The following is a 25,073-nucleotide window of genomic DNA, read 5'->3' as shown; positions in this document are numbered from 1 at the left end:
CCATCAGCAAGCTGGACAGCTTGGGCTATGATGACGCGGCTGACGGACTGCGCGCGGCGTATGGCGAGATGCAGACGCTGGTCGAGGCCTTCCGCGACGGCGAGGTGTCTGGCGAGGACTTTACGGCGAAGCTGGGCGACATCGAGGACGCTGCGGCCAGTGCCTTCGATCAGCTCGACGCGGGCGACCGGGTGCAGTTCTCTGGCGTCATCAGCCAGCTCGAACGCTTGGGCGGGGTGATCGGCGGCATCATCAGCCTGGCGAACAGCATGGGCGCGGCCCTCTCGCGCGCCGCAGGGGTAGCCCCTGACCAGCAGGCGGCCCAGGCCATGCGCGACCGTCATGCAGCCGAGGCGGCCAGCATGGAGAGCCTGGAGGCACAGCGCGCCGCCACCGAGAGCTTCACCGCGGCCGAGGAAGCCCGCAACAGCGCCACCGAGGACCAGCTTCGCCTGCAGCGTGAGGTCGAGGCTGTCAGGAAGCGCGCAGGCGAGAGCGGCGCCACCCTGACCACCCAGCAGGCCACCGACTTCGCAACCGCCTCTCTGGCCGCCGAGGACGCCCGCAGAGCCGCAAGATCGGCCGGGGGCGGGGGTGGCGGCAGTCGGTCCCGTGGTGGCGGTGGGGGCGCTGCCCGCGAGCGTCTGGACGACTACCAGCAGGAGGCGCAGGCGATCCGCGACCGCACCCTTGCCCTGGAGGCCGAGGCGGCCAGCATCGTCGCGGCAGCCGCCAGCAATCAGCAATACGGCGATGCCCTGGAATATGCCCGCACCCGCGCCGAGCTGCTGCACGCGGCCCAGCAGGCGGGCAAGGTCATCACCCCGGAACTGTCGGCGGAGATCGACCGCCTGGCGCAGGGCTATGTCACAGCCGGTCTCAATGCCGAGCAGGCGGCCGAGCGGCTGGAGAAGATCAAGGACCAGTCGGAGCGGGGCAAGGCGGCGCTGTCGGACATGTTCGGCTCGATCATCGACGGCTCGATGTCGGCCAAGGAAGCGGTCGGCAACCTGCTGATGCAGATCGCACAGGTGCAGATGATGAATGCCGTCATGGGGCTGCCGGGTATGGGCGGCATTGCCAGCGGCCTCGGCGGGCTGCTGACGCCTCGCTTCGCCACTGGCGGGATGCACCAGGGCGGGCTGCGCATCGTGGGCGAGAACGGCCCCGAGCTGGAGGCCACGGGGGCGGCCCGGATCTGGAACGCCAGCCAGACACGGAACATGCTGTCAGGGCCGGGGGGCGGCGGCAGGCAGGATGTCGAGGTGCACGTGACGGTCGGCGTCGATCAGAAGTCCGGCAACCTGACAGCCTTCGTCGACAAGAAAGTGCAGGAGGGTGTCACCTATGGCATCCGCCAGCACGATCGCGACTTCAACCAGCGTGTCGCGGCGGCCCAGGTGAACCATCGCAAGAGGCACGGATGATGGCGAAGCTCGAAAAGATCCTCTGCCGCACGCTGGAGGCGCTGCTGGACGGCAAGAGGCCTCGCATGCCCGACGTGGGCGGCGACATCCTCGACGCCTTCCTGGCGCTGTCACGGGCGCGCAGCTACCACCAGCACGGCCCGAACCCGATCACCTGGGAGGCCTTGGCCGCTTGGTCGCAGATGATGCGCCGGCCTTTACCCCCGCATCACGCCGAGATCATCATGGCGCTGGATGAGGTGTGGATGCGCGATGCCGCCCGCCGGATGGGCAATGCCGCCTCGGGCGCATCTCCACAGCCGATGGTCAGCGACACCCCGCTGTCGGCCGGGTTGTTCGACGCAATCACCGGGGGATGAAGAGACAGGGCCAGGATGCGCCCTGCGGAGCTTCGCCGCGAAGCATCTGGGATCAGACGGTGAGTGCCCGGCTTCCATGAGCCGACAACCCCGTCAAGGCGCGGCCTCTTTCATCTTATGGGAGGCACGGCGCAGGCTGTCACGGACCTTCACCGGGGGCAGCCACCTTTCACGTTAATAGCCCCACCAAATTGGCGGGGCCTGATTTAAGTTTACGCTGATTCGAGACGTATTATGCTGCTTCAGCAGCCTTGGAAGCCGCCATTTCACGCAGCATCATTACCATAACATCGGGACGTGCATCGATCAGCATGAGATAGGCGCGGACGCCCCCTAGTGGCCGGCAGCGGTGCTGCTCCCACTGACGGATTTGCGACACAGAGAACCCAAAAACCGCAGCGAAATCCTCCTGCGACAACTTAGTCTTAGTGCGAATTCCACGAACGTCGATATCTGCGGGAATAAAGGTGCCGGCAGGCTCAATGTCACCCCGCGCGATCGACAGGGCTTCCTTCGCTGCCCCAATCAATCTTTCCCCAGCTTTGCTCACGATGCTCTCCCGATACTCTTGGTCTTTTCTCTGCAACTAGCTCTATAAGCATCAGCTATGTCCGATAGAACTTGCTTCAGCTCATTCCGTTCCTTCTGGCTGAGGTTGATCTTGTCGCCCTTCGCGTAAACGTCGAGCAGAAAGACAGGCACATCGTCACCACAATAGTAAGTGACTACACGTGCACCTCCGCTTTTCCCTTTGCCCTTGAGTGGTATCCTTAGCTTCCTTGCTCCTCCGGTGCCGGGGATTAGATCTCCGGCGTCTGGATTGTGAGACAGAAAGACGTTAAGCTGCAGGCGGTCCTCTTCGGTCATACCTGCGTCGATTGCGGATCTGAGGTATGACCCAGTTTCGAGAACTGTATGCATTAGGCTACTCACTCAACTGCGTAACTTACGTATACCGCGCCCCTAGCGAGATGGCAAGGAAATTCACTTTTCAGGTTAATGGAGGCGCAACACCCCTGTTACGGTTCTGCATGCGTGCGCGTTCGGGCAAAGGGGCCTCGGCAGCGTGAGGTTGCCGGGGCCTTTTCATAGCAAGGTGTAGACGGCTAAGGTAGAGGGAGATGTCCTAGGAGAGCATGCCATGGCGATGATCTACTTCAGCGGCGGCACAAGCGCCGAGGTGACAAACGTCCGTGGAGAGGACCCTGTTAAGTTCGACATTCCGCCGCAGTCAATCACCGCATTCCATGAAGCGTTCAATCGGAACGAGATGGCGCGTTTTTCTAAGAACGGCCCGAAGCACATCATCACCCGAATGAGCATGGTGGATGGTGAAGCAGTCCCCCAGATCCGCCGGGGCAGGTGATCCCTCAGACCCGCCGCAATTCTTTCAGAAGTGTCTGACAATGAAAGCGGCCAGACCCTAAAGGACGAAGGCCTAGCCCGTCCTTCGTTCGATATTCTCTCATGCCGTAGGTAGTAGCGCTGGCGTCTTGCATATGCGCGACGCGGATGACTTCGGCGTATTCTTCGACTTCATACTTCACACCGTCATCATCGATGCACTGAAAAGTGTCGACCAGTTTCATCTAGCTTCACTCAGCCGGATGGTGCGGCTTGTCGTGCTTGTCGCGCCGCCCAGTATACCAGACAAGGAACCCGGCAATCATCAATCCGCCCACAGGGGCGATCAGCATGGTGAGTTCGTTCATGGCTCAAGCCTCCTGAGAACACGCCTTGCAATCAAATGTAGGGATGCCGAGGCCAAAAGGCAAAGGATGCTGACAAACGCCATGAAGCCAGTCGGGCCTCGGTCGCCGTAAAGGCTTGTAAAGACAGGCGCGAGAGATCCGACCGCGAACACTGCGATGCCCAGACCGTTGAGGTAGGTCGCCAGCAGCTTGGTCTGTTCGTTACGAATCAGCGTCATCGGCCGAGGGTGCTGCGGAAACTCTATGCTTTAACATGTTCTTTAGCTGTTCTGTCTTCTTATAGATGGAGTTGATTAGAACTTGCTTTGAGTCCTGCGACAGGAGCGAGTTTTGAAGCATCTTTGTGTGGTTTGCGATTTCATCGAGAAGATCCTTGCCATCATAACCCTCGATGTCGGTTCGATACTTTTCATCCAAGTAGCTATGAAACTCTCCTAGCAAAGTTCTGGTGGACTCCGACGTATGCATGATCGATGTCAACTTTTCCCTCAACGGTGGCGGGACGTCGATGACAAGCGGGTCTCGGTCAGCGTCAACACTCTGCCCGTAAAGCCGGCGCAATGCGGTAATGATAAGCGACTGAACGGGTGTTTGTCGGATTTCAGCTAGGCCGCGCAGAACTGTCAAAATGGACTCCGGAAGTTCTAGTCCCCCCGACTCATAGTGGCTCTGCAGCGTTGCAACGATCTCGGCGTTCATGCTGCGATTGTTCTGTTCTGCCTCTCTCCTGATGATGTCGCGCATCCCGTCAGGAAGACGGAGCATAAAGCGGTCGCTTTCACGGTTCGTGGAGATTGTCATCGTCGATCCTTGGTTTCTGCCACGGTGGCATAAGAAAGTTCTTGAATCTATGATGCCACGGTGGCATAGGTTAGATGCCACGGTGGCATATGGAGGCTTTATGAAAATGGGAGGCGAACGGTTCATCGTGCGGATGCCCTCAGGTTGGCGAGAGGCGATCAAGCGTCAAGCGGTGCGCAATCGGCGCTCAATGAACCAGGAGATCCTTGCCGCGCTTGAGGGCGTGGTGAGCGAAGCTGCAAGATCGCCCGAAGATGCCAGCAATGCAGCTTGAAATAAAACAGGCCGAGCAGGTGCTACCAACACCACGCCCGGCCCTGACCAATCCCAACTCTCTCGAAAGGAAGGTTTCCATGAATATGGAGCAAGTCAGTCCGATGATCAACCTGCCGACGGCCGCAGCGGACGACGGTGAGATCAGAATGTTGTCCCGTGAGCTTGCGGAGCTGTGCGGGAAGGATCACCGCCATGTTCTTAGGGACATTCGCAAGATGCTGGAGCAGCTTGACCTGCCGGAAGGGGGGTATGCCCAAAACTGGACACACCCTCAGAACGGTCAGACTTACGAAGGTTTCAGCCTGCCCAAGGATCTGACCCTGACGCTCGTCGCCGGCTACAATGTCGTCTTGCGGAAGCGCATCATCGACCGCTGGCTGGAACTGGAAGGGCAGGCTGCGCCCAGCGCCATCGACGTGCGCAATCCGCAGCAGCTCGCCCTGATCGCCTCGCAGCTGATCGAGGTGAACCAAGAGCAGGCCAAGCAGATCGAGGCCATGCAGGAGACGGTGCAGGCTCATGACAAACTGATCGGCGCCGAGGGTAGCCTCTGCATCACTGACGCGGCCAAAACCCTCGGCATCCGCCGCAGAGATCTCTTCGAGTGGATGGGCAACAACGGGTGGATCTTCCGGCGCGGGGAGGGCGAGGATTGGATCGCCTACGCGCCCCGGCTGACCTCGGGCGTGATGGAACACCGCGTCACCACGTTCACCCGCCCTGATGGCACGGAAAAGGTCGTCACCCAGGCTCGCGTGACGCCGAAGGGCCTCTCGACGCTGGCAAAGCTGATCTTCCCGACCGTCACCCTGATCGAAGGAGGTGCAGCATGAACCGCCGCCAGATCTTGACTGCAGCGCCGGCGCTTGGCTGCGCTGGCATCGTTCCCGCCACCGCCTTCGCAGAAGCCGAGACGCCCGTCATGCGGCTCTACCGTGCATGGGACGCGGCTCGGATAGCGTGGGCAGCGGCCGGTGAGGGGGACCTGACCGACGAAGATAACAACCGCTGGTGCGAGCAGGTCTATCAAATGGCCGATGACGTGCTGGACGTGCCCTCACAGGGGCCGCTGGACTTTATCTGCAAGCTGATGGCGCAGACATGCCTCGGTGAGCACGACATCGAGAATTGCCCGCGTGGCAGTGAACTCTGGGCCGAGGCCCGTGAATTGATCGGAGGTGCAGCATGAGCGAGCGGACCTGGACAGACGCGCACGACGACACCGACGTGCATATCGCCAACATGCTCGGTCTGTCGGCCATCCTCTACGAAGTCGCTACGGATTACAGCGGCCTCCACAACAATGACCCGATCTCGAACGGCATCTTGGCCTTGGTGCGAACGATCAACAAGGGGATGGAGAGGATGGAAGAACTGCACGCGGAGGAATGGAAGCTGCGGCTGCAGGTCGAGAGGAAGGACGCTGCTTGATGAAGCGCCGCGCGGTATATGGTGATCGTCCTCCGGCCTATCCCTCGAAGGAGGAACTGGCGGCTGAACTGTGCTTCAGCGAATCAACGGTGGATAGCTATGTTTCGCGCGGCCTCTTGCCCAAGCCACGCCGCATCGGAGGATCGGTGCGGTGGTGCTGGGCCGAGGTCGAGGCGCACCTGTCGCATGGCGACCAGCTCTCGGTCAGCCCGTTCCAGGAGGCGCTGCGACATGCCACCTAGCATCAGCTTGCCGCGGGGCGTGCATCGCGTGCGATCCCGAGGCAGGGACTACTACTACTTCCAGGTGGGGCGCGGGACGGCACATGCTGGTCCGCGCCTCAAGCTACCTGACGATCCCCGCTCGCCCGAGTTTTGGGCCATGATCCGGCAGCTACAAGGCGCACCGCAGCCGTCCGACACGATCGGTGCCCTGATCGACGCCTACATCGCCGCGTGGCCCGGCTTGCGCCGCAAGCTCACACCGAGCACGCAGGACACCTACCGGCGCTATCTAGAGGTCATCAGAGGCTTGTGGGGCAATCTTCCAGCCGAGGATCTGCGGCCTGCCGATGTCGAGGCCCTGATGGACAAGATAGGGACCGAGAAGCCGGGCAGGGCAAACAACATCCTCTATGCGCTGCGCAGCATGACCTCATGGGCACGCGGCCCGCGGGGCCTATTGAGCACCGACCCGACGCATGGCGTCAGCACCTTCAAGTCGAATGAAGGGCACAAGCCGTGGACGGCCGAGCAACTGGCCTTTGCTGAGAAGAACCTGACGGGGATGCTGCGGCGGGCGTTCTTTCTGGCTCGCTACACAGGGCAGAGAGCCAGCGACATCATCAGGCTGGGCTGGACTGACGTGGACGGCGACACGCTGACCCTGAGACAGAAGAAGACCGGCGTGCAGCCTGTATGTCCGATCTTCCCCGAACTGGAGCGGGAGATGGCAACATGGGAGAAGCGGCCAGGCCCGTTCCTGCTGCAGGACAGTGGAAAGAACGCCGGGAAGGTCGTTACCACGAATCAACTGTGGAAAGTCTTCGACGCCGCACGGGAGAAGCACCCGGAACTCAAGGATGCCGTCTGGCATGGCCTGAGAGCCAACGCGGTGATCCGGCTGCGGCAGGACGGAATGAGCGCCCTGCAGATCAGCGCAACCATCGGGATGTCGGTGGAAATGGTCGAGAGATACAGCCGTCACCAAGACCGGAAGGCGGCTGCAAAGGCGGTCCTGAGGGAATACCGGGAACGCAAACTGTAAAACGCTGGAAAACTGGACACCAGAGATGCAGCAAAAACAATGTTCTAAGGAGCAGAGAATGAAGTGCAGGATTCTGTTGCCAGGCTCCTGCGGGCCCCGCCTTACGCTGCTAGGCGCAAGGGCTTAGGTTTCGATCTTGCGGACTGCTTACGCAGCCAGCGCGACCGGAGCACGGTTGTCGTTGGCAACTGTACAATCTGCACCGATATCGGTGGTAGCTCACCGAGACAAAGCAAACCCCTTTAGACGTTCGTCGATCCTGTTTCGGCCCCATTGTCCCCCAACGAGGGTGATCTGGTGGAGCCGCCGGGTACCGCCCCCGGGTCCGATCCGCTTATTACGAGCGCGTTTATGTCCATAGTCCGGATCGCTCCGGACACCCCAGATATAGGGCATGCAATCCTGTGCTGCAAGATGGCGGTCAGCCGGCGCGGCGGGTGTCCCAGGACGATGCTGCCGCTTCGGTGATCGTGTCCAGGAACAGGGCGAACTGGTTGTCCAGTTGCATCTGCGGGCGCTTCGAGAATTCGAAGGCGGCTTCAGACAGCTGCTGGTAATGCGCCTTGTCCGACCAGAGCCGCCTGACGGCGCCAACCCAGTCCTCCAGCGGCGCGTCATAGTCGAGGACAATGCCGCCCTTGCCGATCGCCTCCGGCAGGCCGCCGCGGCGCGATCCCACGACCGGGATGCCGCTGCAATGCGCTTCCGAGGCGACGCGGCCCCAAGCCTCTTCCCACTTGCTGGGAGCCAAAAGGATCCGCGTCCGGCCATAGACCGTCTTCATGTCGTTCGTCCGTCCCTCGAGCCGGACGTTCTTCAGCGGTGCGATCGTCTTTTCGATCCGAGCCCGGTGATCGTCGTCCAGCTTCCAGCTTTCCACGAACAGGAACTGGATCTCGGGGCACTGTTCGGCGATGGCCACGGCCTTTTCAAACCCTTTTTCGGCATAGGGGTTGATCAGCGTGACGAAGTCCTTGCTGCTGCCGGTGCGGTACTGCACCGGGTCGATGGTCGGCGGGATGACGACCGAATCAATGCCGAACTGGTGCTTATAGGCGCGGGCGGTGAATTCCGAATTGGCGATATAGCGGGCCGAGGTCAGTTCGCGCAGGTCGCCGCCCAGCTCGTGAAATTCGACATTGCGGAGGTAGACGACCAGCGGCACGTCGCAGGCCTGCAGCGCCTTTCCGATCGGCACGGACTTGTGGCACTGCACGACGGCCACGTCGGGCCGCAGCTTGCGGGTCGCGAACTCGGCCGCCTCCCAAGGGAACCAGGCGCGCACGACGGGATAGCCTGGATAGTCGTCGATGACCGCGGGCTGGCGCGACAGCTTCAGCTTCGCCCGGCTCTTGAAGCCGAAGAAGCCGCCACCGAACAGCGCCGCCAGCACCGACGGCTGGTGGCCCGCCGCCTGCAGCTGCCGTGCCAAGTGGTGGGTGCTGGACTGGACGCCACCGCTGAATTCGGGCGTATAGCCGTTGCCGCCCGCGAAAAGAACATTGACCATGAACGCCTTACCTTCCTGAAAACCCTGGCCCTGGGGCCGTTCGTCGCACGTTACTGTGGCAGCACCTTCGACCGGATGACCCGTTTCAGCGTCTGCAGGTCGCTTTCGTCGCCGTCCCCCGCTAGGCCCACCTGCGTCGCCCCCAGCAGCGCGCTGACCGCCATGTTGATCCAGAAGAGACTGTTCACCTTGGCATGAGTCAGGCCCTTCTTCTGGACCGTCGCCTGGGTCAGGCCCATGTCCTGGAACAGCCCCACTAAGGCCACGACCGGCGCGGCCATGGCGACGATGCCGAAGTCCTCGGGCTGGAGCAGGCGCGACAGCACGATCACCGAGGTGATCTGGCAGCCGAGCTTGACGATCTGCGCGCCGCCGGTGACAGCCGCACCCCGGCTGACGGACCGGCCGAGCGATTGCGCAGGCGGGTCGAATTGGCTGACGTCTCCGCCTGTGCTGTCTGATCCCATGTCCGATGATCGCGATGTGCCCGGTGTCGACAAGCCCCCATGCTAGAACCAGCGCCACCTGGTGACCACCCCAAATGCGGCGCTGCAGCATGAATTTCCGTAACGGCACGTCCGTGGCGCGGGGCGGCGGTCCAGAGTGGATCAGCCTGAAGCTGGATCAGGCGTGCCGCGCAACGTCAGGTCGTCGTCCAGCCATACCAAGTCGGCCGGTTGGCCGCTGGCGATGCGCCCCAGCGGCGCGCCGATCAGCCCCGCCGGAACCGAGGTCGCCATGGCCAGCGCCCGCGCCCGTGTCGCCCCCGCGCCGACCATCACCTGCATGGCACGGTCCAGCCTCAGGTCCGCACCTGCCAAGGTGCCGTCCTGGAGGGTCAGCCGGCCATCGCGGCGCAGGATGCGGCGGCCCTGCAGCGTGAACCCAGGCAGATCGGTGCCCGCCACGGCCATGCAGTCGCTGACCAGGAACAGCCCGGTCGGGCGCGCCCGCAGCGCCACCGACAGCGCGGCCGGATCGACATGGATGCCGTCGGCAATGATTCCGGCATGGGCATCGCCCGCCAAGACCGCGCCGACCAAGCCGGGCTGACGATGGCCCATCTGGCTCATGGCGTTGAAGAGGTGCGTCACCGCCGTCGCGCCTGCCGCGAAGGCTGCCTGCGCCGCGGGCAGGGAACAGTCGCTGTGGCCCAGGCTGACGATGATCCCGGCGCGGGACAGCGCTGCGATCTGGCCCGGGCTGACCGCCTCTGGCGCGACGGTCAGCATCAGCGCGGGCAGCCGGGACGCCGCCGCGATCATCTGCGACAGGTCCGTGTCCGACATTGGCCGAATCAGCGCCGGATCATGTGCGCCAGCACGCCGAGGGTCCAGGTGCGGCCCTTCCAGATGCAGGCCCAGGAAACCGGGAACGTTCCGGCGGGCGGCCTCGAACCCGGCCTGCAGGACACGCGCGGTCACCTCGGGGCGGTCGGTGATGAGCGTCGGCAGGACTCCGGCGCAGCCCAGGGCGCGATGGGCGGCGCAGATGTGGGCCAGCGCGTCCGCGTCGGTGTCGGCGCCAACCATCAGGCCCGCGCCGCCGTTGACCTGAAGGTCGACAAAGCCCGGCGCAAGAATGCCCGGTGACGGTTGAAGATCGGCCGGGCGCGGGATCACGTCCGCGATCGTCGCGCCCTCGACCACGACAACCCGTTCGGACAGCAGGTCGCAGCCGTCGAACAGCCATTCGGGCGCCAGGACGTGGCGCGTCATGGCGCGGCCCCGTCGCGGGCCAGAGACAGGGCGCCGTCGACCCCGTCGCCCAGGGCGGGTCGCACCGGCCAGTCGCCCTGCAGCCGCGCCTCATAGACCGGCCCCAGCCCGCCCGTGCAGACCACGGGCAGCCGCTGGCCGTCCTGCAGGACGCCGATGGCAGAGGAGAGTTGCACCGCGGCCTCGTCCAGGATCAGCCGCGCCGCCGGGTCGTCCGATCCGGTCAGGCGCGGCGCAAGGGTTGCGAATTCTGCCGGCGTGGCGCGGTTGCCGAAAGCGATGATCCCCTCGAATCCGCCGAACTCGTCGCGGATACCCGCCAGCAGCGGCGTGTCGGGGGCAAAGCCGTCGCCCGCGCGCATGGCCAGCCCCAGAAGCGTCCGGCCCAGGACCGCGCCGCTGCCCTCATCGCCCATCAGGAAGCCGCGCCCACCGTATTGCCGCAGCCGGCCGTCCCGCTGAACGGCGAGGACCGATCCGGTGCCGACCGCCAGCAGGATCCCGTCGGCACGGCCAAGCGCCCCGCGGGTGGCGGTGACGGCGTCGTTGACGACGCGGCTTTGCGCGAAGGGCAGGCGGGCCTGCATGGCCGCGGCGGTTTGGGCCATGCCGCCGCCCGCCAGACCCAGCACGGCGCAAAGGTCACGGGGCCGCGCCCCGGCCTCGACCATGGCGGCGGTGGCTGCGGCCAGGATGCTGACCGTGGCCCCCTGCGGATCCGAGTTGATGTTCGCGGGCCCGCCGGAGCCCCGCCCCAGGATGCGCCCATGGGCATCGGCAATGGCTGCGCGGCAGCCGGTCCCGCCGCCGTCGATTCCCAGATACAGCACCCTTCGGCCTCCTTGGCGCGCCTGCGGTTCGAACATTAGCGGCCCGGATGCACTGAGAGTGCGGCGAGGGTCAATCGTCTTGATCCGGCGCCCTGCCTGTCAGGCCGGGACGGGCATCCAATCCAGAGGTGCGGGATCCTCGCGGTGGGCAAAGCGCAGCAGGTGGCGTTCGACGACGTCGCGCAACCTCTCAAGCCGGTCGGCATCTTCGGCAGTCAGCGCCAGGCGCAGGCCGTTCGGGATGACACTGACGCGGGCCTCGCCCATCTCGAAGCGCAGTTCGGCTTGGTCGTCCGTCAGCGTGACCGGGATCTTGTGACCGAAATGCTTGGTCATCGTGCCTATCAAGGCCTGTCCGCGCACGGTGGGAAAATCAGCGATTATCTGCATTGGGACATCCTTTCGCACAAGAAGGCCCGGCTATAATACCCAATTTAAATTGTCAAGAATAAGGCGGTCATCATGATTGGCGACGGCCGGTTGACTTGCCGGACGCACAAGAACAAAAAGGGAACAAAGAACCATTCCAACAGTTGATCATCCATGCGTGACCGCAATCTTGCCCTGCTTCGTGCCCGCATCGCCCAGTTGGAAGGCGATGGCCGGCGGGTGCAGGGCGTGCTGCCCTTCGGCGTGCGCGAGTTGGACCGGCGGCTACCGCAGGGCGGGCTGGCGCTTGGTGCGCTGCACGAGGTGGCGGGCGGCGGCAACGGAACCGTCGACGGCGCGGCGGCGGCCTGTTTCGCGGCCGGCATCGCGGCACGCCTGCCGGGGCCGGTGCTCTGGTGCGTGACCCAAGCCGATTTGTTCGCGCCGGGGCTGGAGCAGGCGGGCCTGCCGCCAGGCCGGGTGATCCATGTCGAGGCGGGCGATGATCGCACGGTCCTGGCCTCGATGGAGGAAGGTCTGCGCCACGGAGGTCTTGCCGCCGTCGTGGCCGAGGTGGGGCGGCTGCCGATGATCGCTTCGCGCCGGCTGCATCTGGCGGCGAAGGCGACGGGGACCACCGGCATCGCGTTGCGCCGCTGGCGGCGGCAGGCCGAGGCGGACGATTTCGGCCAGCCCACCGCCTCGATGACGCGCTGGCGGGTGACGGAACTGCCCTCGGCGCCCTTGCCCGTCCCTGGCCTCGGCCGTGCCCGCTGGCTCGTGCAACTGGTCCGTGCGCGGGCCGGCGAATGTTTTGATCTGGAACTGGAGGCTTGCGATGGCACGGGTCATCTCGGTCTGCCTGCCGATGTGGCCGATCGACCGGCTGCGGCGGGCGGGTCCTACGCCTTCGGCTGAGACGCCGCTGATCCTGTCGGGCCGCATCGGCAACCGCCGCGTGGTGACCGCCGCCTGCGAGGCGGCGCGCGCACTTGGCCTTTTACCGGGAATGCCGGTCACCAAGGCCCAGGCGATGGTGCCGGACCTTCAGGTTCTGGCCGAAGACACCGAGGCCGACCTGGCCTCGCTGGAACGGCTGGCCCTGTGGCTGATGCAGTGCATTGCGCCCATCGTGGCGGTCGATCCGCCGGACGGGGTGGTGATCGACGCGACCGGCACCGCCCACCTGCATGGCGGCGAAGCGGCCATGCTGGAGGCGCTGCTCGGCCGCCTGACCCTGTCGGGCGTCACCGTCCGCCTTGCCTTGGCCGAGACCTGGGGCGCCGCCCATGCGCTGGCCCGCCATACCGGTCCGCTGACGATCGCCCCGGACGGCACTGCGCGCGACATGCTGGCGCCCCTGCCGCTGGCCGCCCTGCGGCTGGCCCCCGCGACGGTGCGCGGCCTGCAGGACATGGGCTTCCAGACCATCGGCGATCTGATGGCCATCCCCCGCGCCCCTCTGACCCGCCGCTTCGGTCCCGAGGTAAGGCGGCGGCTGGATCAGGCCCTTGGCGCCTCGGGCGAGCCTATCGACCCGCTGCGGCCCACTGGCCTTGCCACCACCCGCCGCGCCTTCGCTGAGCCTATTGGCGCGGCCGAGACCATCGCCCGCTACATCGGCAAGCTGGCCCGCGATCTCTGCCGCCAGCTCGAGGAACGCGGCCTCGGTGCGCGCCGTCTGGACCTGATCTGCTGGCGCGTGGACAACCACGCCCAGCCCGTCCGCGTGGGCCTTGCCGCCCCGCAGCGCGACCCGGCCCGGCTGACGCGGCTGCTGTGCGACAAGATCCCGACCATCGACCCGGGCTTCGGGATCGAGATCATGTCGCTCACCGCGACTTTGGCCGAACCCCTCGCCCCCCGTCAGGCGAGCAGCCCTCTGGAACCCGCCGCCCCCGATGTCTCGGGCCTGGTGGACGTTCTGGCCAACCGCGTCGGTGCCCGCGCCATCTTCCGCATGGCCCCCGTCGCCAGCGAGGTTCCCGAACGCAGCGTCACCCGCGTCGCCCCCCTGACCGAAATCGCCGAAGGCTGGCCGGACCACTGGCCCCGCCCCGCGCGCCTGCTGCCCCGCCCCGAGCCGATCGAGACCTTGGCGCTTCTGCCCGACCATCCGCCCAGCTGGATCGCCTGGCGCGGCACCCGCCACCGTGTCGCCCGCGCCGACGGGCCCGAACGCATCTTCGGCGAGTGGTGGAAGCGCGAGGCCGAAACCCAGGCCGTCCGCGACTATTTCCGCATCGAGGACACCGAAGGCCGCCGCTTCTGGATCTTCCGCCAAGGCGACGGCGAGGACCGCGCCACCGGTTCGATGAGCTGGTTCCTGCACGGCGTCTTCGGATGAGCTATACCGAGCTTCAGGTCAGCACGCATTTCTCGTTCCTGCGCGGCGCCTCCTCGGCGCAGGAACTGTTCAGCGTCGCCGCCCTGGTGGGAATGAAGGCGCTGGCCATCACCGACCGCAACTCCCTTGCCGGGATTGTGCGCGCCTATGAGGCCGCGGAGGACACTGGCGTCCGGCTGATCGTCGGCTGCCGGCTGGATCTGCGCTGCGGCATGTCGCTTCTGGTCTACCCGCTGGACCGGGCGGGCTATGGCCGCCTCTGCCGGCTGCTGTCCCTGGGCAAGGCGCGGGCCGGCAAGGGCGCCTGCCATCTGGACTGGCCGGACGTTCAGGCCCATGCCGAGGGGCTGTTGGCGGTCCTCGTCCCCGACATGGCGGACGACACCTGCGCCCTGCGCCTGCGCCGGCTGCGCGATGCGTTCGCGGATCGCGCCCATCTGGCGCTGACCCTGCGCCGCCGCCCGAACGACCAGCTGCGGCTGCACGACCTGTCGAACCTGGCCGCGCGGATGGGGGTGCCGACGGTGGTGACGAACGACGTGCTGTTCCACGCGCCGGGCCGCCGCATCCTGCAGGACGTGGTGACGGCGATCCGCGTGGGCACCACCGTCGATGCCCTGGGCTTTCGCCGCGAACGCCACGCCGACCGCTATCTGAAGCCCCCGGCCGAGATGGCGCGCCTGTTCGCCCGCTATCCCGAGGCCCTGGCCCGGACCGCGCAGATCGCCGCCCGCTGCCGCTTTTCCCTGGACGAGCTGCGCTATCAATACCCCGAAGAGCGTGACGACCCGGCGCTGACGCCCCAGCAGACGCTGGAGAGGCTGACCTGGGAGGGCGCGCGAGAGCGGTATCCCGGGGAACTGCCGGACAAAGTCGTCGCCTCCCTCAAGCACGAGCTGCGCCTGATCGAGAAGCTGGACTATGCGCCCTATTTCCTGACGGTGAACAGCATCGTCCGCTTTGCCCGGTCGCGCGGCATCCTCTGCCAGGGACGGGGCTCGGCGGCCAATTCGGCGATCTGCTATGTCCTGGGCATCACCTCGATCAACCCGGTCCAGGGCGACCTGCTGTTCGAGCGCTTTGTCAGCGAGGAACGCCGCGAGCCGCCCGACATCGATGTGGATTTCGAGCATGAGCGGCGCGAGGAGGTGATCCAGTGGATCTACCAAACCTATGGCCGCGACCGGGCGGCGCTGACGGCGACGGTGATCCGCTATCGCACCAAGGGTGCGCTGCGCGATGTCGGCAAAGCTCTCGGGATGCCCGAGGACGTGATCCGCGCGATTTCCTCCCAGATCTGGGCCTGGTCGGAAGAGGGCATCCCCGAAACGCTGCTGCGCGAGCTGAACCTGAACGTGGCCGACCGCCGCCTGCGCCTGATGCTGGAACTGGCCGAGCAGCTGCGCGGCACCCCCCGGCACCTGAGCCAGCATCCGGGCGGCTTCGTGCTGACCCATGACCGGCTGGACGAACTGGTCCCGATCGAGCCCGCCGCGATGGAAGACCGGCAGATCATCGAATGGGACAAGGACGACATCGACACGCTCAAGTTCATGAAGGTGGACATCCTCGCGCTCGGGATGCTGACCTGCATGGCCAAGGGGCTGGCACTGATTGCGCAGCACAAGGGCGAGCACCGCGATCTGGCCAACATTCCGCAGGGCGACGGCTCCACCTATGCGATGATCCAGAAGGCCGACACGCTCGGCACCTTTCAGATCGAGAGCCGGGCGCAGATGGCGATGCTGCCGCGCATGAAGCCGAAGAAGCTTTACGATCTGGTCATCCAGGTCGCCATCGTTCGGCCCGGCCCGATTCAGGGCGACATGGTCCACCCCTATCTCCGCCGCCGCGAGGGGCTGGAGACGGTTCATTACCCAAGGCCGGAGCTGAAGAAGGTGCTGGAAAAGACCCTCGGCGTGCCGCTGTTTCAGGAACAGGCAATGCGGGTCGCCATCGAATGCGCGGGCTTCACCCCCGGCGAGGCCGACATGCTGCGCAAGTCCATGGCGACCTTCAAGTTCACCGGCGGCGTCAGCGCGTTCCGGGACAAGCTGATCGACGGCATGATCGCCCGCGGCTACGAACGCGACTTTGCCGAACGCACCTTCCGCCAGCTGGAAGGCTTCGGCTCCTACGGATTCCCCGAAAGCCACGCGGCCAGCTTCGCACTGATCGCCTATGCCTCGGCCTGGCTGAAATGTCACCATCCCGACGCCTTCTGCGCGGCGCTTCTGAACAGCCAGCCGATGGGGTTCTACGCTCCCGCGCAGATCGTCCGGGACGCGCGGGATCATGGGGTCGAAGTCCGCCCGGTCTGCGTCAACGCCTCCCGCTGGGACTGCACGCTGGAGCCGAGCGGCAGGCTCGAGGACGAAGGCAGCCGCTTTGCCGTCCGCCTTGGGCTGCGCATGGTCAAGGGCCTGCGAGAGGCCCATGCCACCGCCATCGTGCTGGCCGGGGCCGAACGGCACTTCGCCTCGGTCGCGGATCTGTGGCGGCGCGCCCGCGTGCCGGTCGCGGCCCTGACCATCCTGGCCGAGGCCGACGCCTTCGGGTCGCTTGGCCTGACCCGAAGGCAGGCGCTGTGGGCGATCCGGGGGCTGCCGGACGCCGACCTGCCGCTGTTCGCCATGCTGCGCGACGACGGCCCCGATGCCGCCGGGCACGAACCCGCCGTCCCCCTGCGCCCCATGCCGGCGGGCCGCGAGGTGGTCGAGGATTACAGCCGCACCGGCCTGTCGCTGCGCCGCCACCCGGTCGCCTTCCTGCGCGACGGCCTGGCCCGCCGCCGCATCCGCACCTGCGCCGAGGCGATGTCGTCACCCGGCGGCCGCTGGATCGAGACCGCCGGCCTGGTGCTGGTCCGCCAGCGCCCCGGATCGGCCAAGGGCGTCATGTTCATCACGCTGGAGGACGAGACCGGCATCGCAAACCTAGTCGTCTGGCCCAAGGTCTTCGAGGCCTACCGCCGCATCGTCCTGGGGGCCGGGATGATCGGCATCGCCGGCCGCGTCCAGCGCAGCGGGGAAATCGTCCACCTGGTCGTGCATCGCATCACCGACCTGTCAGCGGACCTCGCCAGCGTGGGGCAGCAGGGCGCCTTTCCCCTGCCGCACGGCCGCGGAGACGAATTTCACCGCGGCGCGCCGCCGCCCGACCCGCGCAGCCCCGCGGGGCCGAAACCGCGCGACATGTACATCCGCGACCTGCACCTGGACAGCATCAGTGTGAAGACGCGCGACTTCCGCTGAGCCCACGGCCCGGCTGGCCGCCAAAGGAACGGGGCACCGACACCCGGCGTTGCCTTGCCGTAATCGCCAAGGGGCACTCGCATGGAAGTCGAACTGAAGCTGCTGGTGGTCGATCACGCCGACCGGCTTGGTGGTTCAGAGCTGCTGCCGGACAAGGGGAAGGCGGTGCGGCAGCGCTCGACCTATTTCGACACCGCCGACAGGGCGCTTTCGACGGCGGGCGTGTCGCTGCGGATCCGGCAGGCCGGCACGGACCGCACGCAGACGGTCAAGTCCTCGGCCACGTCGTCCGTCGGGCTGTTCTCTCGGCAGGAATGGGAAAAGCCGGCTGACGGCGATCTGCCGCGCATCGACGGCGAAACGCCGGTGGCCGACCTCGTCGAACCCTCCCAGCCGCTGATGCGGGTCTTCCAGGTCGACGTGACCCGCCGCATCTGGAACATCCGCGCCGACGACAGCCAGATCGAGGCCGTGCTGGACCGGGGCGACATCAGCTCGGGCGACCGGCGCACACCGGTCTGCGAACTGGAGCTTGAGTTGAAATCGGGCAAAGCCGCCCCCTTGTTCGACCTGGCCCGCAAGCTGGACGCCATGGCGCCGCTGCGCCTAGCTGTCCTCTCCAAGGCCGAACGCGGGCATCGCCTGACACAGGCACAGCGCGGCAGCATCAAGGCAAAGACCGTCCCGTTGTCGCGCGACATGACGGCGGCGGAGGCGCTGCAGGCGATCCTTCAGGATTGCCTGGCGCAGTTCCGCCTGAACGAGGACCTGTTGCTGGACAGTCGCGCGCCCGAGCCGCTGCACCAGGCGCGCGTGGCGCTGCGGCGGATGCGATCGGCATTCTCGATCTTCAAGCCGCTGTTGGGGGCGGATCAGGCCCGAGACCTGCGCGACCGCCTCGGCCGCCTTTCCAAGGAGCTTGGGCAGGCCCGCGACCTGGACGTGCTGATGCAGCGCGCCGATCCCGGCCCGCTGCGCGATCGGATCCTGCGCGAACGCGAGGCGGCCTATGACCACGTGACCGAGGTCCTGCAGCGACCGGAAACGCGCGCGCTGATGCTGGACCTGGTCGAGTGGCTGAACTGCGGCCCCTGGCTGACCGAATCCACCATCGCCGACCAGCGCGCCCAGCCGGCACGGGACTTTGCCGCCGGAGCGCTGAGGCGGTTTCGCCGCAAGGTCAAGAAGAAGGGCCGCCATCTGGCCAACCTGGACGACGCGGCGCGGCACGAGCTTCGCAAGGACGCCAAGAAGCTGCGCTATGCGACGGGCTTCTTCAAGGATCTGTTCGACGGCAAGAAAGAGCGGTCGCGACAGAAGGCCTTCATCGGCGCGCTGAAGAAGGTCCAGGACAAGCTGGGCGCGCTGAACGACCTGGCAACAGCGCCACAACTGCTTGACCGCCTTGGGCTGAGCGGAGATTCCGATTCGGCGGTGCTGCTGGCGCGCGGCAGGAAAAAGTCGCTGCTCTCGAAGGCCGAAAGCTCGCATCGCGATCTGATCGACGCCCGCCGTTACTGGAAATAGCGCAGGCAGCGGCGGTTCGCCGGTTACCGTCATGGCCTGCAGTTCCACATCTGTTCCCTTCGGGCGAGAGAGGCTATGCTCGGACGCGACATCGACCCGGCCGGCATCATTGCAGAAGAAACTCCACCTTTTCGCGCGCAGCCTGGCTTGGTTCGCGATGGCTCTCTGCACCCTGATCACCGGGCTGGGCGTGCTGCGGCTGGCCGACCTTCACCGCAAGCAGGAGGCGCTGCTGGCACTGGGCTGCGCGCTTGTGCTGCTGCCCAGTTGGGTGCTGCGCCGGCCCGGCCGCAGGCGTCGGCGCAAGGCGCTGCCACGACGTCGGGCGTCACGCCCCAGCGTGCGCAAGCCGCGCCCGCCTTCGACCGTCGGAATACCAAGCGACGGGCATGATTTCGAACTGTGGGTCGCGCGACGCCTGCGCCAGCAGGGTTGGCGGACGCGGCTGACGCAGGCCAGCGGCGACCAGGGCATCGACATCATCGCGACCATGGGGCGGACCAGGGTCGGCATCCAGTGCAAGCGCTACAAGGGCTCGGTCGGCAACAAGGCCGTGCAAGAGGCGATGGCTGGCAAGGTCTTTCACGGACTTCACGTCGCAGCGGTGGTCACCACCGGCACCTATACTCGCGGCGCCGAGGAACTGGCGCGCAAGGCTGGCGTCCACCTGTTCGACGTGGACGACATCGCCGAGATCCGGCAGTTGATCGGGCGCTGACCCCCCGCCGATTGCGGCGACGTCCCTGAGGTCCGAGCGATGCCGGGCCGGCGTGCAGCCTGCTGCCACCTGTGTGCCTGGGCCAGCTTGGACGGGCCGGAACTGTGCCCATGCCCGGACGAAACCCCCTGTTCAGCAGGGGCACCTGTCTGAAAGTTGTGTCGCGCGCAAGATTTCGGATCTTGCCAAAACGCATTCTTCGCGCATCCTGCAGGCTTTGAGTGTTCGGGCCCTGTCGGCCCATGTTGAGGGTTTCATGTTTTCGCTTCGACCGATGAATGCCTATCTGCGACGCCTTTCCGGCAGAGGCGCACCGGACCTGTTCGCCGCGGCGCAGGAAACTTGGGAGGTCGCGCCCGGCTCGGGACGGTATGTGCCGCCAGCCCTGTTCCTGCCGGGCCAGATCGAGCGCATCAGGACGACCGAATTTGCGCCGCTGGACATCGTCGCCAAGGCCTTCCGCGGCGACTACGACACCTTCGAGGATGCGACGGTGGGGGCGCGTCTAAGAAACGTCGATCTTGTCGACGGGGTGCTTTACGCGGACGGCGCACAGCGGCACCTGCGGGCCAAGTCGTCGCGCCCCTTGGCCTATCGTGTCCCCACCGAGATCATGAGCGGCGCGATGTACGAAAGCTGGGTCGGCAACCGGTGGTTCGGAAACTGGCTCAGCGATGACATCATGGCTTATCTGCTGGCCGAAACCGCCGGCACCGTCGTCACCAGCCGCACCCGGCGGACGGGGCATGTGCCGCGCTACGAGGAACTGCTGGGGATGGACCCGCTGCGCCGCGATCGGGTGCATTTCGACGAACTGATCCTGTTCGAGGATCTGCCGCACAATGCGGGCAAGTCGCGCCGCTGCGCTGAGGTGCGGCGCCGGCTGCTTGCGGGCCGACGCTGCCAGCCCACAGCGGGCGTCTTCCTGCTGCGCGGAGACAGCGGTGATGCCCGCGTCATGACCAATGAACGCCAGATCGCCGACGAACTGGCGCGGACCTATGGCTTCCATGTCCTTGACCCGGCAACCGCGACCGTCGACGAAATCGTCGAGCTGTGCGGCCATGCGCAGGTCGTCGCCGGGGTCGAGGGAAGCCACCTTGTCCACGGCCTCGTCGTGATGCCGCCCCGGGCGACGCTGCTGGTCTTCCAGCCGCCCGACAGGACCGTAGCCGCGCTGAAAACCATTACCGACCGGCAGGAACAGCGGTACGCTTTCATTGTCGGAGAGGGAACGAGCGACGCCTTCTCGGTCGATTGGATCGAGGTCAGGCGCACGCTGGACCTGATCGCCAAGGCTGGCGAACCCCGCCTGCAGGAGGTGGCCGCCGTCGGTTCCTGATTGGTGGATGAGCCTGCACCCGGTCGCTTCGTGACCGGGTGTGCACCGCTTGCATGGAAAATCTTCGGCGGCAGGGCTGCGGCGTCAGTTGAAGCCACGATCACTCAAGGCCAACCATTTGTCTGAATCGCGGGAGCTGCGGGGCTAGCGTCGCGATTCCCTGCCGCTTTCCATGTTCCTCAGGCGCCAGCGTCACCGATTCCGTTGGGAATCCTGTCGCGGTGGACGGAGACGTCCCTCATCGTGTCGCCGGTCATCAACACCTCGCGCGGGGGTGTGTGACTGATGAAGTGGATCGGGCTGGCCGTGGGGCCATAGGCGCCGCTGGAGTGCAGCGCGATCACGTCGCCTTCGGCCAGCAGGGGCAGCATCACGGCGCTGGCAAGCCGGTCGATCGAGGTGCAGAGGGGGCCGACAAGATTGTACTTGTCCGTCGCCTCGCCGCCGCCGATCCGGTGCATCCGGTAGTTCCGGTGAATGACCATCCCGAAATGGCCGGAGGCCGGCAGGTGGTTGTTCATGCCCCCGTCGCAGATCCCGATCGTATGCCCGCGAGAAGGCTTGATGGCGACGACGCTGGTCAGGAAGTACCCAGCTTCGCCGACGAGGAAGCGCCCAAGCTCGAGGATCAGCCGGGATGCGGCAAAGCGCGGCTCGGCGCGGAAAGCCTCGAGGTCGGCGCGGATGCCGTCTGCAACCTCATCCAGATCGAGCGCAGTATCACCGGCATGGTAGGGGATGCCCAGCCCCGAGCCAAAGACCAGCTTCCGCGGCGTGATGTCGTAGCGCTCGCAGATGTCGCGGAAGACGGACATGAAGATGCGATAGTTTTCGCAAATCGCCTGCGGTTTCAGGCACTGGGTGCCGGAATAGATGTGCAGCCCCACAACGTTCAGGTGCGGCAGAGCCAGCACCGCCGGAAGGTCCTGATCGACCGTTTCGATGTCGAAGCCGAAGGCACTGGGCCGGCCCGCCATGTGATCGCCGAACCCTTTCGGCACGGTCGCCGGGGCCAGGCGGATCAGGATGTCCTGGGTCCGTCCGGCCTCCCCTGCAAGGCGGCTGGCAATCTGGGCTTCCCGCAGGTTTTCGACCACCAGTTCGCCGACGCCGCAGTCGATCGCCTCGGCGATCTCGGCCAGGCGCTTGCCGGGGCCGGTGAAGCTGGCGCGAAGCGGGTCCCAGCCCGACTGCCGTGCCAGCCGCAGTTCACCGACCGAGGAGACGTCGATCAGATCGACACGTCCCGCCAGCCATTCCAGAAGCGCAGGGTTCGGGTTGCACTTCATTGCATAACTGAGTTCGAACCAAGGTCCCAACGCCGCCCGGATCCGGTTCAACCGGTCCTCGATCGCGTCGGTCAGATAGACATAGGTCGGGGTCCCGTACCTCTGCGCAACCTTTCCCAGCCGGACGTCAAGATCGCTCATGTCACTGCTGGCTTGCAGCATAGTCGACGATCCGCTGCACGCTGTCGAAGTTCTCGAGCGTCACGTCCCGGGGGTGCACCTCGATCCGCGCGGTTTCCTCGACGAAGCCGATGACGTTCATCATCGCGACCGAATCGAGCATCCCGGTCGAGAACAGCTCGGTCGAGGGATCGATCGGTTCGTCGACGTTCATGGAGTCCTTCAGGAACGCGGTGAGGTTGTCGATCGTGATTGTCATGCGCCAGCACACCTTCTTCTACGTAACGTAATGGTCATTCGCCGCCGCCGCCGGATGCCGCTTTCGATGCCTTGATCACGGCGGGCCGGTCAAGCTTGCCGCTGGCCGTCCGTGGCATCGCGCCCGGCCATTCGTGGATGTGGCGCGGAACCATGTAGTGCGGCATCGATCTGCGGCAATGGGCCAGAAGTTTCCCATGCTCGAATCCGTCCTGCGGCGTGATCGCCACATGGACCACCTGGCCCATGTCGTGATCCTCGACGCCATAGGCGACGACGTCCAGGACCATCCCGCTTTGCGACACCAGATCCTCGACCTCGGTCGGGCTCAGCCGGAAGCCGCTGGTCTTGATCATGTCGTCGATGCGCCCGATGAACCACAGATCGCCGTCGTCGTCCACGCGCACCAGATCGCCGCTGTAGACGACAGGCGCGTCGCCAAGAAGATCGGCCAGCTCCGGACATGGGCGGATCTTCTGTCGCGTCAGCTCGGGCTGCTGCCAATAGCCCAGGCTGACGAGGGGGCCGCCGTGGACAAGCTCTCCCTGCTCGCCGGGGCCGGCGCGGCCCCTGCCGTGCTGGATCACGTGAACCTGCGCATTCGGAATGGCCTGGCCGATCGAGCCCTTCTTGGATGCGAACTTCGAAGGTGGCAGATAGGTCGAGCGGAACGCCTCGGTCAGGCCGTACATCAGGAAGATATCGATACCGGGGAAGACGTGGGGCATCCGTTCCAGGATGTCGGGCGGGATCTTTCCGCCGGTGTTCGTGATCAGGCGCAGCGAGGGCAATTCTTCCGGCTGCTGATCCAGATAGCGCACCACCTGGTTCCACAGCGGCGGCACCCCGGCGAAGCCGGTGACGCCGTGGTCGCGGATCGACCGGACAAGCTCGCTCGGCATCGCGACGGGCTGGTGGACCACGCTGCCGCCGGTCATCAGCATCGTCGTCAGCTGGTTCAGCCCTGCGTCGAAGCTGTAGGGCAGGACCGACAAAAGCCGGTCGTCCGCATGAAGCCCAAGATAGGCGATCACCGATTCGGCGCCGATGCGGATGTTGCGATGGCTGAGCATCACGCCCTTCGGCATCCCTGTCGATCCCGACGTATAGATGATCATCGCCAGATCGTCGCCCGCAGGCGCAGCCTCCTGCGCCTCTCCAGTGACGGACTGATCCCGCCACAGGCTGCAGAGGTCGTGCGGCGGGGCGCCGTCGCCCAGAAGCAGCACACCGACGAAGGCGGGCGGCAGCGCCCCGCCATGCAGGTCCTTCAGCGCGGCGTGCCGCGTGACCAGCGCACGTGCGCCCGAGTTTTCGGCCACATAGGCAAGCTGCTGCGCTGTCCACTGATGGTTGACGTTCACCACCACCGCGCCGATCTTCGCGACGCCGAACATGGCGGCGACCTCCTCGATCCCCTTGCGTAGGTGAACGATGACCCTGTCGCCCGCGCGGATGCCGATGCGCGTCAGATAGTCCGCCACCACATCGGCTTCAGCGACCAGTTCGGCATAGGTGACCGACCGCGCCGCATCGATCAGCGCCGTCTTGGACCGATTGGCGGACAGGTTGTCCGCCAGCAGGCGATAGATGCTTGTACTTGCCATGTCAGCGCAACTTTTCTGCAAGGGCGTCTGGCTGGGCGTCATCGCCCGCTCCGCCGCCTTGAATGGCGTCAACCGGGGATAGATCCGTGCCGGCGAACCGAAGACCGTCGAATCCGATGGGACGTTGGTCGCGACGGCCGTGTTGGCCCCAATCCTGACGCGGTCTCCGATGCGGATACCCCCCAGGATGGTCGAGTTGACGCCGATGAAGACATCGTCTCCGATCACTGGCGCGCCTGCCCCCATGTTCGTGCCGATCGTGACGTTGTGCATGACGCCGCAGCGATCGCCGATCACTACGTCCGGATGGATCGAGAGCGACCCCTCGGCGTGAATGATATGGAAGTCGTCCCCAATCTGGACCTGTGGCGGGATCCAGATCTTCGTCACGTTAAGGACGGTGATCTTCAGGAAGCCATAGACCTTGTTCGCCAGTGCGCGAGCGACGCTGTTCCGCCGCTGGCTGGCCCACCGGCCGAACCGGTATATCTCGAGCGAGATAAAGGCAGGCTCGGTGATGCTTCCGCCATGACGGCGAAGGTCATCTTTTACCAGTTCAAACACCTAATGATCCTTGCTCACGCGCACATGCCTCCAATCACATCAGCACCCCTTCAAAAATCGTGCAAGAGGAATCATGGTTAAGATGATATCGTTGGTCTTGCTGTCTTTAAGCTGTGTCCCCGGCTGGTGGAGGAAGGGCGTAGGGATGCTCCGTAGCAGGCAGATGGCGCTGAAACATGCCGCCCGTCGACGCGACGCAATTTTTTCTTTCCCACGTCGATTTTTCCCTTGCACCCGTGTTTTAGTCTCTCTAAATACCGCTTCACCGAAGGCGGGGACGCTTGAGGGGCCGGGACGGCGGAGCGGATGGCTTTGCATCTCGGGAGAGAATTTTGGGATGGATGACCG

The 25,073-nt window shown here is 65.5% G+C and carries 27 protein-coding genes, 1 other RNA gene and 1 pseudogene; 15 read left to right on the top strand and 14 right to left on the bottom strand.

What is annotated here, in order from left to right; genetic code table 11:
* Window positions 1-1,427 (top strand): annotated as a pseudogene (locus tag OC184_RS14865) (hypothetical protein); the annotation flags it as partial.
* Window positions 1,427-1,786 carry a phage tail assembly chaperone gene (locus tag OC184_RS14860; RefSeq protein WP_265507967.1) on the top strand — a complete coding sequence of 120 codons (360 nt, stop codon included), beginning with the start codon at window positions 1,427-1,429 and terminating at the stop codon, window positions 1,784-1,786. The pseudogene OC184_RS14865 and the gene OC184_RS14860, both read left to right, overlap by 1 nt.
* 232 nt (window positions 1,787-2,018) lie before the next feature.
* On the opposite strand, the gene OC184_RS14855 is transcribed toward OC184_RS14860, so the two are convergent.
* Both OC184_RS14855 and OC184_RS14850 read right to left on the bottom strand, forming a co-directional pair.
* Window positions 2,019-2,336 (bottom strand): helix-turn-helix domain-containing protein, encoded by a 318-nt coding sequence (locus OC184_RS14855; protein ID WP_265507966.1) that lies wholly within the window; start codon window positions 2,334-2,336, stop codon window positions 2,019-2,021.
* Entirely contained in the window at window positions 2,333-2,653 is a 321-nt protein-coding gene (locus OC184_RS14850; protein ID WP_265507965.1) for a type II toxin-antitoxin system RelE/ParE family toxin, read from the bottom strand. The genes OC184_RS14855 and OC184_RS14850 overlap by 4 nt, the downstream gene beginning before the upstream one ends.
* Window positions 2,654-2,927: 274 nt before the next feature.
* Between OC184_RS14850 and OC184_RS14845 the strand changes: the two genes are divergently transcribed.
* Window positions 2,928-3,152, top strand: coding sequence for a hypothetical protein (locus tag OC184_RS14845; RefSeq protein WP_265507964.1), 225 nt, complete (start codon window positions 2,928-2,930; stop codon window positions 3,150-3,152).
* Window positions 3,153-3,156: 4 nt separating this feature from the next.
* Here the strand turns inward: OC184_RS14845 and OC184_RS14840 are convergent, their stop codons facing one another.
* Both OC184_RS14840 and OC184_RS14835 read right to left on the bottom strand, forming a co-directional pair.
* A complete protein-coding gene (locus OC184_RS14840) occupies window positions 3,157-3,375 on the bottom strand; it encodes a hypothetical protein (RefSeq protein WP_265507963.1) in 219 nt (72 codons plus the stop codon).
* A gap of 324 nt (window positions 3,376-3,699) precedes the next feature.
* Window positions 3,700-4,299, bottom strand: coding sequence for an Arc family DNA-binding protein (locus OC184_RS14835; RefSeq protein WP_265507962.1), 600 nt, complete (start codon window positions 4,297-4,299; stop codon window positions 3,700-3,702).
* Window positions 4,300-4,399: 100 nt separating this feature from the next.
* Here OC184_RS14835 and OC184_RS14830 point away from each other — a divergent pair, with 100 nt between their 5' ends.
* The 6 genes from OC184_RS14830 (at window position 4,400) to OC184_RS14805 (ending at window position 7,272) form a co-directional block, all read left to right on the top strand.
* Window positions 4,400-4,573 carry an Arc family DNA-binding protein gene (locus OC184_RS14830; protein WP_265507961.1) on the top strand — a complete coding sequence of 58 codons (174 nt, stop codon included), beginning with the start codon at window positions 4,400-4,402 and terminating at the stop codon, window positions 4,571-4,573.
* Entirely contained in the window at window positions 4,563-5,408 is an 846-nt protein-coding gene (locus OC184_RS14825) for a phage regulatory protein/antirepressor Ant (protein WP_265507960.1), read from the top strand. Before OC184_RS14830 ends, OC184_RS14825 begins: the two co-directional genes overlap by 11 nt.
* Window positions 5,405-5,764 carry a hypothetical protein gene (locus OC184_RS14820; RefSeq protein ID WP_265507959.1) on the top strand — a complete coding sequence of 120 codons (360 nt, stop codon included), beginning with the start codon at window positions 5,405-5,407 and terminating at the stop codon, window positions 5,762-5,764. Before OC184_RS14825 ends, OC184_RS14820 begins: the two co-directional genes overlap by 4 nt.
* Window positions 5,761-6,006, top strand: a complete 246-nt coding sequence (locus OC184_RS14815; protein ID WP_265507958.1) for a hypothetical protein — start codon at window positions 5,761-5,763, stop codon at window positions 6,004-6,006. The genes OC184_RS14820 and OC184_RS14815 overlap by 4 nt, the downstream gene beginning before the upstream one ends.
* A complete protein-coding gene (locus OC184_RS14810) occupies window positions 6,006-6,248 on the top strand; it encodes a helix-turn-helix transcriptional regulator (protein WP_265507957.1) in 243 nt (80 codons plus the stop codon). Before OC184_RS14815 ends, OC184_RS14810 begins: the two co-directional genes overlap by 1 nt.
* A 139-nt stretch (window positions 6,249-6,387) precedes the next feature.
* Window positions 6,388-7,272, top strand: a complete 885-nt coding sequence (locus OC184_RS14805) for a tyrosine-type recombinase/integrase (RefSeq protein WP_265507956.1) — start codon at window positions 6,388-6,390, stop codon at window positions 7,270-7,272.
* A 62-nt stretch (window positions 7,273-7,334) separates the two neighbouring features.
* Here the strand turns inward: OC184_RS14805 and ssrA are convergent.
* The 6 genes from ssrA to OC184_RS14775 all read right to left on the bottom strand — a co-directional run bounded on the left by ssrA (window position 7,335) and on the right by OC184_RS14775 (window position 11,720).
* Window positions 7,335-7,689, bottom strand: a transfer-messenger RNA (tmRNA) gene (gene ssrA / locus OC184_RS14800).
* 4 nt (window positions 7,690-7,693) lie between these two features.
* Window positions 7,694-8,782 carry a glycosyltransferase gene (locus OC184_RS14795; RefSeq protein WP_265507955.1) on the bottom strand — a complete coding sequence of 363 codons (1,089 nt, stop codon included), beginning with the start codon at window positions 8,780-8,782 and terminating at the stop codon, window positions 7,694-7,696.
* A gap of 50 nt (window positions 8,783-8,832) precedes the next feature.
* The gene (locus tag OC184_RS14790; RefSeq protein ID WP_265507954.1) at window positions 8,833-9,249 is read right to left on the bottom strand and encodes an oligosaccharide flippase family protein; all 417 of its coding nucleotides are present in this window, start codon (window positions 9,247-9,249) and stop codon (window positions 8,833-8,835) included.
* A 141-nt stretch (window positions 9,250-9,390) separates the two neighbouring features.
* Window positions 9,391-10,500: an N-acetylglucosamine-6-phosphate deacetylase gene (nagA, locus tag OC184_RS14785; protein WP_265507953.1), complete on the bottom strand. Its 1,110-nt coding sequence runs from the start codon at window positions 10,498-10,500 to the stop codon at window positions 9,391-9,393.
* The gene (locus tag OC184_RS14780) at window positions 10,497-11,330 is read right to left on the bottom strand and encodes a BadF/BadG/BcrA/BcrD ATPase family protein (RefSeq protein WP_265507952.1); all 834 of its coding nucleotides are present in this window, start codon (window positions 11,328-11,330) and stop codon (window positions 10,497-10,499) included. Before OC184_RS14780 ends, nagA begins: the two co-directional genes overlap by 4 nt.
* A gap of 99 nt (window positions 11,331-11,429) precedes the next feature.
* Window positions 11,430-11,720, bottom strand: a complete 291-nt coding sequence (locus tag OC184_RS14775) for a DUF2218 domain-containing protein (protein ID WP_265507951.1) — start codon at window positions 11,718-11,720, stop codon at window positions 11,430-11,432.
* Between the two features lie 153 nt (window positions 11,721-11,873).
* Here OC184_RS14775 and OC184_RS14770 point away from each other — a divergent pair, with 153 nt between their 5' ends.
* From OC184_RS14770 to OC184_RS14745, 6 genes are all read left to right on the top strand, one after another.
* Window positions 11,874-12,617 (top strand): ImuA family protein, encoded by a 744-nt coding sequence (locus tag OC184_RS14770; RefSeq protein WP_265507950.1) that lies wholly within the window; start codon window positions 11,874-11,876, stop codon window positions 12,615-12,617.
* Window positions 12,538-14,046, top strand: coding sequence for a Y-family DNA polymerase (locus OC184_RS14765; protein ID WP_265507949.1), 1,509 nt, complete (start codon window positions 12,538-12,540; stop codon window positions 14,044-14,046). The genes OC184_RS14770 and OC184_RS14765 overlap by 80 nt, the downstream gene beginning before the upstream one ends.
* Window positions 14,043-17,300, top strand: a complete 3,258-nt coding sequence (locus OC184_RS14760) for an error-prone DNA polymerase (RefSeq protein WP_265507948.1) — start codon at window positions 14,043-14,045, stop codon at window positions 17,298-17,300. Before OC184_RS14765 ends, OC184_RS14760 begins: the two co-directional genes overlap by 4 nt.
* Window positions 17,301-17,381: 81 nt before the next feature.
* Window positions 17,382-18,827 carry a CYTH and CHAD domain-containing protein gene (locus OC184_RS14755; protein WP_265507947.1) on the top strand — a complete coding sequence of 482 codons (1,446 nt, stop codon included), beginning with the start codon at window positions 17,382-17,384 and terminating at the stop codon, window positions 18,825-18,827.
* A 157-nt stretch (window positions 18,828-18,984) separates the two neighbouring features.
* The gene (locus OC184_RS14750; RefSeq protein ID WP_265507946.1) at window positions 18,985-19,545 is read left to right on the top strand and encodes a restriction endonuclease; all 561 of its coding nucleotides are present in this window, start codon (window positions 18,985-18,987) and stop codon (window positions 19,543-19,545) included.
* 256 nt (window positions 19,546-19,801) lie between these two features.
* Entirely contained in the window at window positions 19,802-20,887 is a 1,086-nt protein-coding gene (locus OC184_RS14745) for a glycosyltransferase family 61 protein (protein ID WP_265507945.1), read from the top strand.
* Between the two features lie 179 nt (window positions 20,888-21,066).
* On the opposite strand, the gene OC184_RS14740 is transcribed toward OC184_RS14745, so the two are convergent.
* From OC184_RS14740 to OC184_RS14725, 4 genes are all read right to left on the bottom strand, one after another.
* The gene (locus OC184_RS14740) at window positions 21,067-22,317 is read right to left on the bottom strand and encodes a type III PLP-dependent enzyme (RefSeq protein WP_265507944.1); all 1,251 of its coding nucleotides are present in this window, start codon (window positions 22,315-22,317) and stop codon (window positions 21,067-21,069) included.
* 1 nt (window position 22,318) lies between these two features.
* A complete protein-coding gene (locus OC184_RS14735) occupies window positions 22,319-22,555 on the bottom strand; it encodes an acyl carrier protein (RefSeq protein ID WP_265507943.1) in 237 nt (78 codons plus the stop codon).
* A gap of 34 nt (window positions 22,556-22,589) precedes the next feature.
* Window positions 22,590-24,725 (bottom strand): AMP-binding protein, encoded by a 2,136-nt coding sequence (locus tag OC184_RS14730; RefSeq protein WP_265507942.1) that lies wholly within the window; start codon window positions 24,723-24,725, stop codon window positions 22,590-22,592.
* A 39-nt stretch (window positions 24,726-24,764) separates the two neighbouring features.
* A partial coding sequence (locus tag OC184_RS14725; protein WP_265507941.1) for a hypothetical protein occupies window positions 24,765-25,073 on the bottom strand: 309 nt, incomplete at its 5' end.

The organism is Paracoccus rhizosphaerae (assembly GCF_026162645.1).
GTDB lineage: Bacteria > Pseudomonadota > Alphaproteobacteria > Rhodobacterales > Rhodobacteraceae > Paracoccus > Paracoccus rhizosphaerae.
This window is presented reverse-complemented; position numbering and strand designations above follow the sequence as displayed.

Bases quoted from the DNA above. Each gene is read 5' to 3' on its own strand.
- OC184_RS14860 (WP_265507967.1), top strand. From the start codon at position 1,427: ATGGCGAAGCTCGAAAAGATCCTCTGCCGCACGCTGGAGGCGCTGCTG.
- OC184_RS14850 (WP_265507965.1), bottom strand. From the start codon at position 2,653: ATGACCGAAGAGGACCGCCTGCAGCTTAACGTCTTTCTGTCTCACAAT.
- OC184_RS14845 (WP_265507964.1), top strand. From the start codon at position 2,928: ATGGCGATGATCTACTTCAGCGGCGGCACAAGCGCCGAGGTGACAAAC.
- OC184_RS14840 (WP_265507963.1), bottom strand. From the start codon at position 3,375: ATGAAACTGGTCGACACTTTTCAGTGCATCGATGATGACGGTGTGAAG.
- OC184_RS14835 (WP_265507962.1), bottom strand. From the start codon at position 4,299: ATGACAATCTCCACGAACCGTGAAAGCGACCGCTTTATGCTCCGTCTT.
- OC184_RS14830 (WP_265507961.1), top strand. From the start codon at position 4,400: ATGAAAATGGGAGGCGAACGGTTCATCGTGCGGATGCCCTCAGGTTGG.
- OC184_RS14825 (WP_265507960.1), top strand. From the start codon at position 4,563: ATGCAGCTTGAAATAAAACAGGCCGAGCAGGTGCTACCAACACCACGC.
- OC184_RS14820 (WP_265507959.1), top strand. From the start codon at position 5,405: ATGAACCGCCGCCAGATCTTGACTGCAGCGCCGGCGCTTGGCTGCGCT.
- OC184_RS14815 (WP_265507958.1), top strand. From the start codon at position 5,761: ATGAGCGAGCGGACCTGGACAGACGCGCACGACGACACCGACGTGCAT.
- OC184_RS14810 (WP_265507957.1), top strand. From the start codon at position 6,006: ATGAAGCGCCGCGCGGTATATGGTGATCGTCCTCCGGCCTATCCCTCG.
- OC184_RS14805 (WP_265507956.1), top strand. From the start codon at position 6,388: ATGATCCGGCAGCTACAAGGCGCACCGCAGCCGTCCGACACGATCGGT.
- OC184_RS14795 (WP_265507955.1), bottom strand. From the start codon at position 8,782: ATGGTCAATGTTCTTTTCGCGGGCGGCAACGGCTATACGCCCGAATTC.
- OC184_RS14790 (WP_265507954.1), bottom strand. From the start codon at position 9,249: ATGGGATCAGACAGCACAGGCGGAGACGTCAGCCAATTCGACCCGCCT.
- nagA (WP_265507953.1), bottom strand. From the start codon at position 10,500: ATGACGCGCCACGTCCTGGCGCCCGAATGGCTGTTCGACGGCTGCGAC.
- OC184_RS14775 (WP_265507951.1), bottom strand. From the start codon at position 11,720: ATGCAGATAATCGCTGATTTTCCCACCGTGCGCGGACAGGCCTTGATA.
- OC184_RS14770 (WP_265507950.1), top strand. From the start codon at position 11,874: ATGCGTGACCGCAATCTTGCCCTGCTTCGTGCCCGCATCGCCCAGTTG.
- OC184_RS14765 (WP_265507949.1), top strand. From the start codon at position 12,538: ATGGCACGGGTCATCTCGGTCTGCCTGCCGATGTGGCCGATCGACCGG.
- OC184_RS14760 (WP_265507948.1), top strand. From the start codon at position 14,043: ATGAGCTATACCGAGCTTCAGGTCAGCACGCATTTCTCGTTCCTGCGC.
- OC184_RS14755 (WP_265507947.1), top strand. From the start codon at position 17,382: ATGGAAGTCGAACTGAAGCTGCTGGTGGTCGATCACGCCGACCGGCTT.
- OC184_RS14750 (WP_265507946.1), top strand. From the start codon at position 18,985: ATGGCTCTCTGCACCCTGATCACCGGGCTGGGCGTGCTGCGGCTGGCC.
- OC184_RS14745 (WP_265507945.1), top strand. From the start codon at position 19,802: ATGTTTTCGCTTCGACCGATGAATGCCTATCTGCGACGCCTTTCCGGC.
- OC184_RS14740 (WP_265507944.1), bottom strand. From the start codon at position 22,317: ATGAGCGATCTTGACGTCCGGCTGGGAAAGGTTGCGCAGAGGTACGGG.
- OC184_RS14735 (WP_265507943.1), bottom strand. From the start codon at position 22,555: ATGACAATCACGATCGACAACCTCACCGCGTTCCTGAAGGACTCCATG.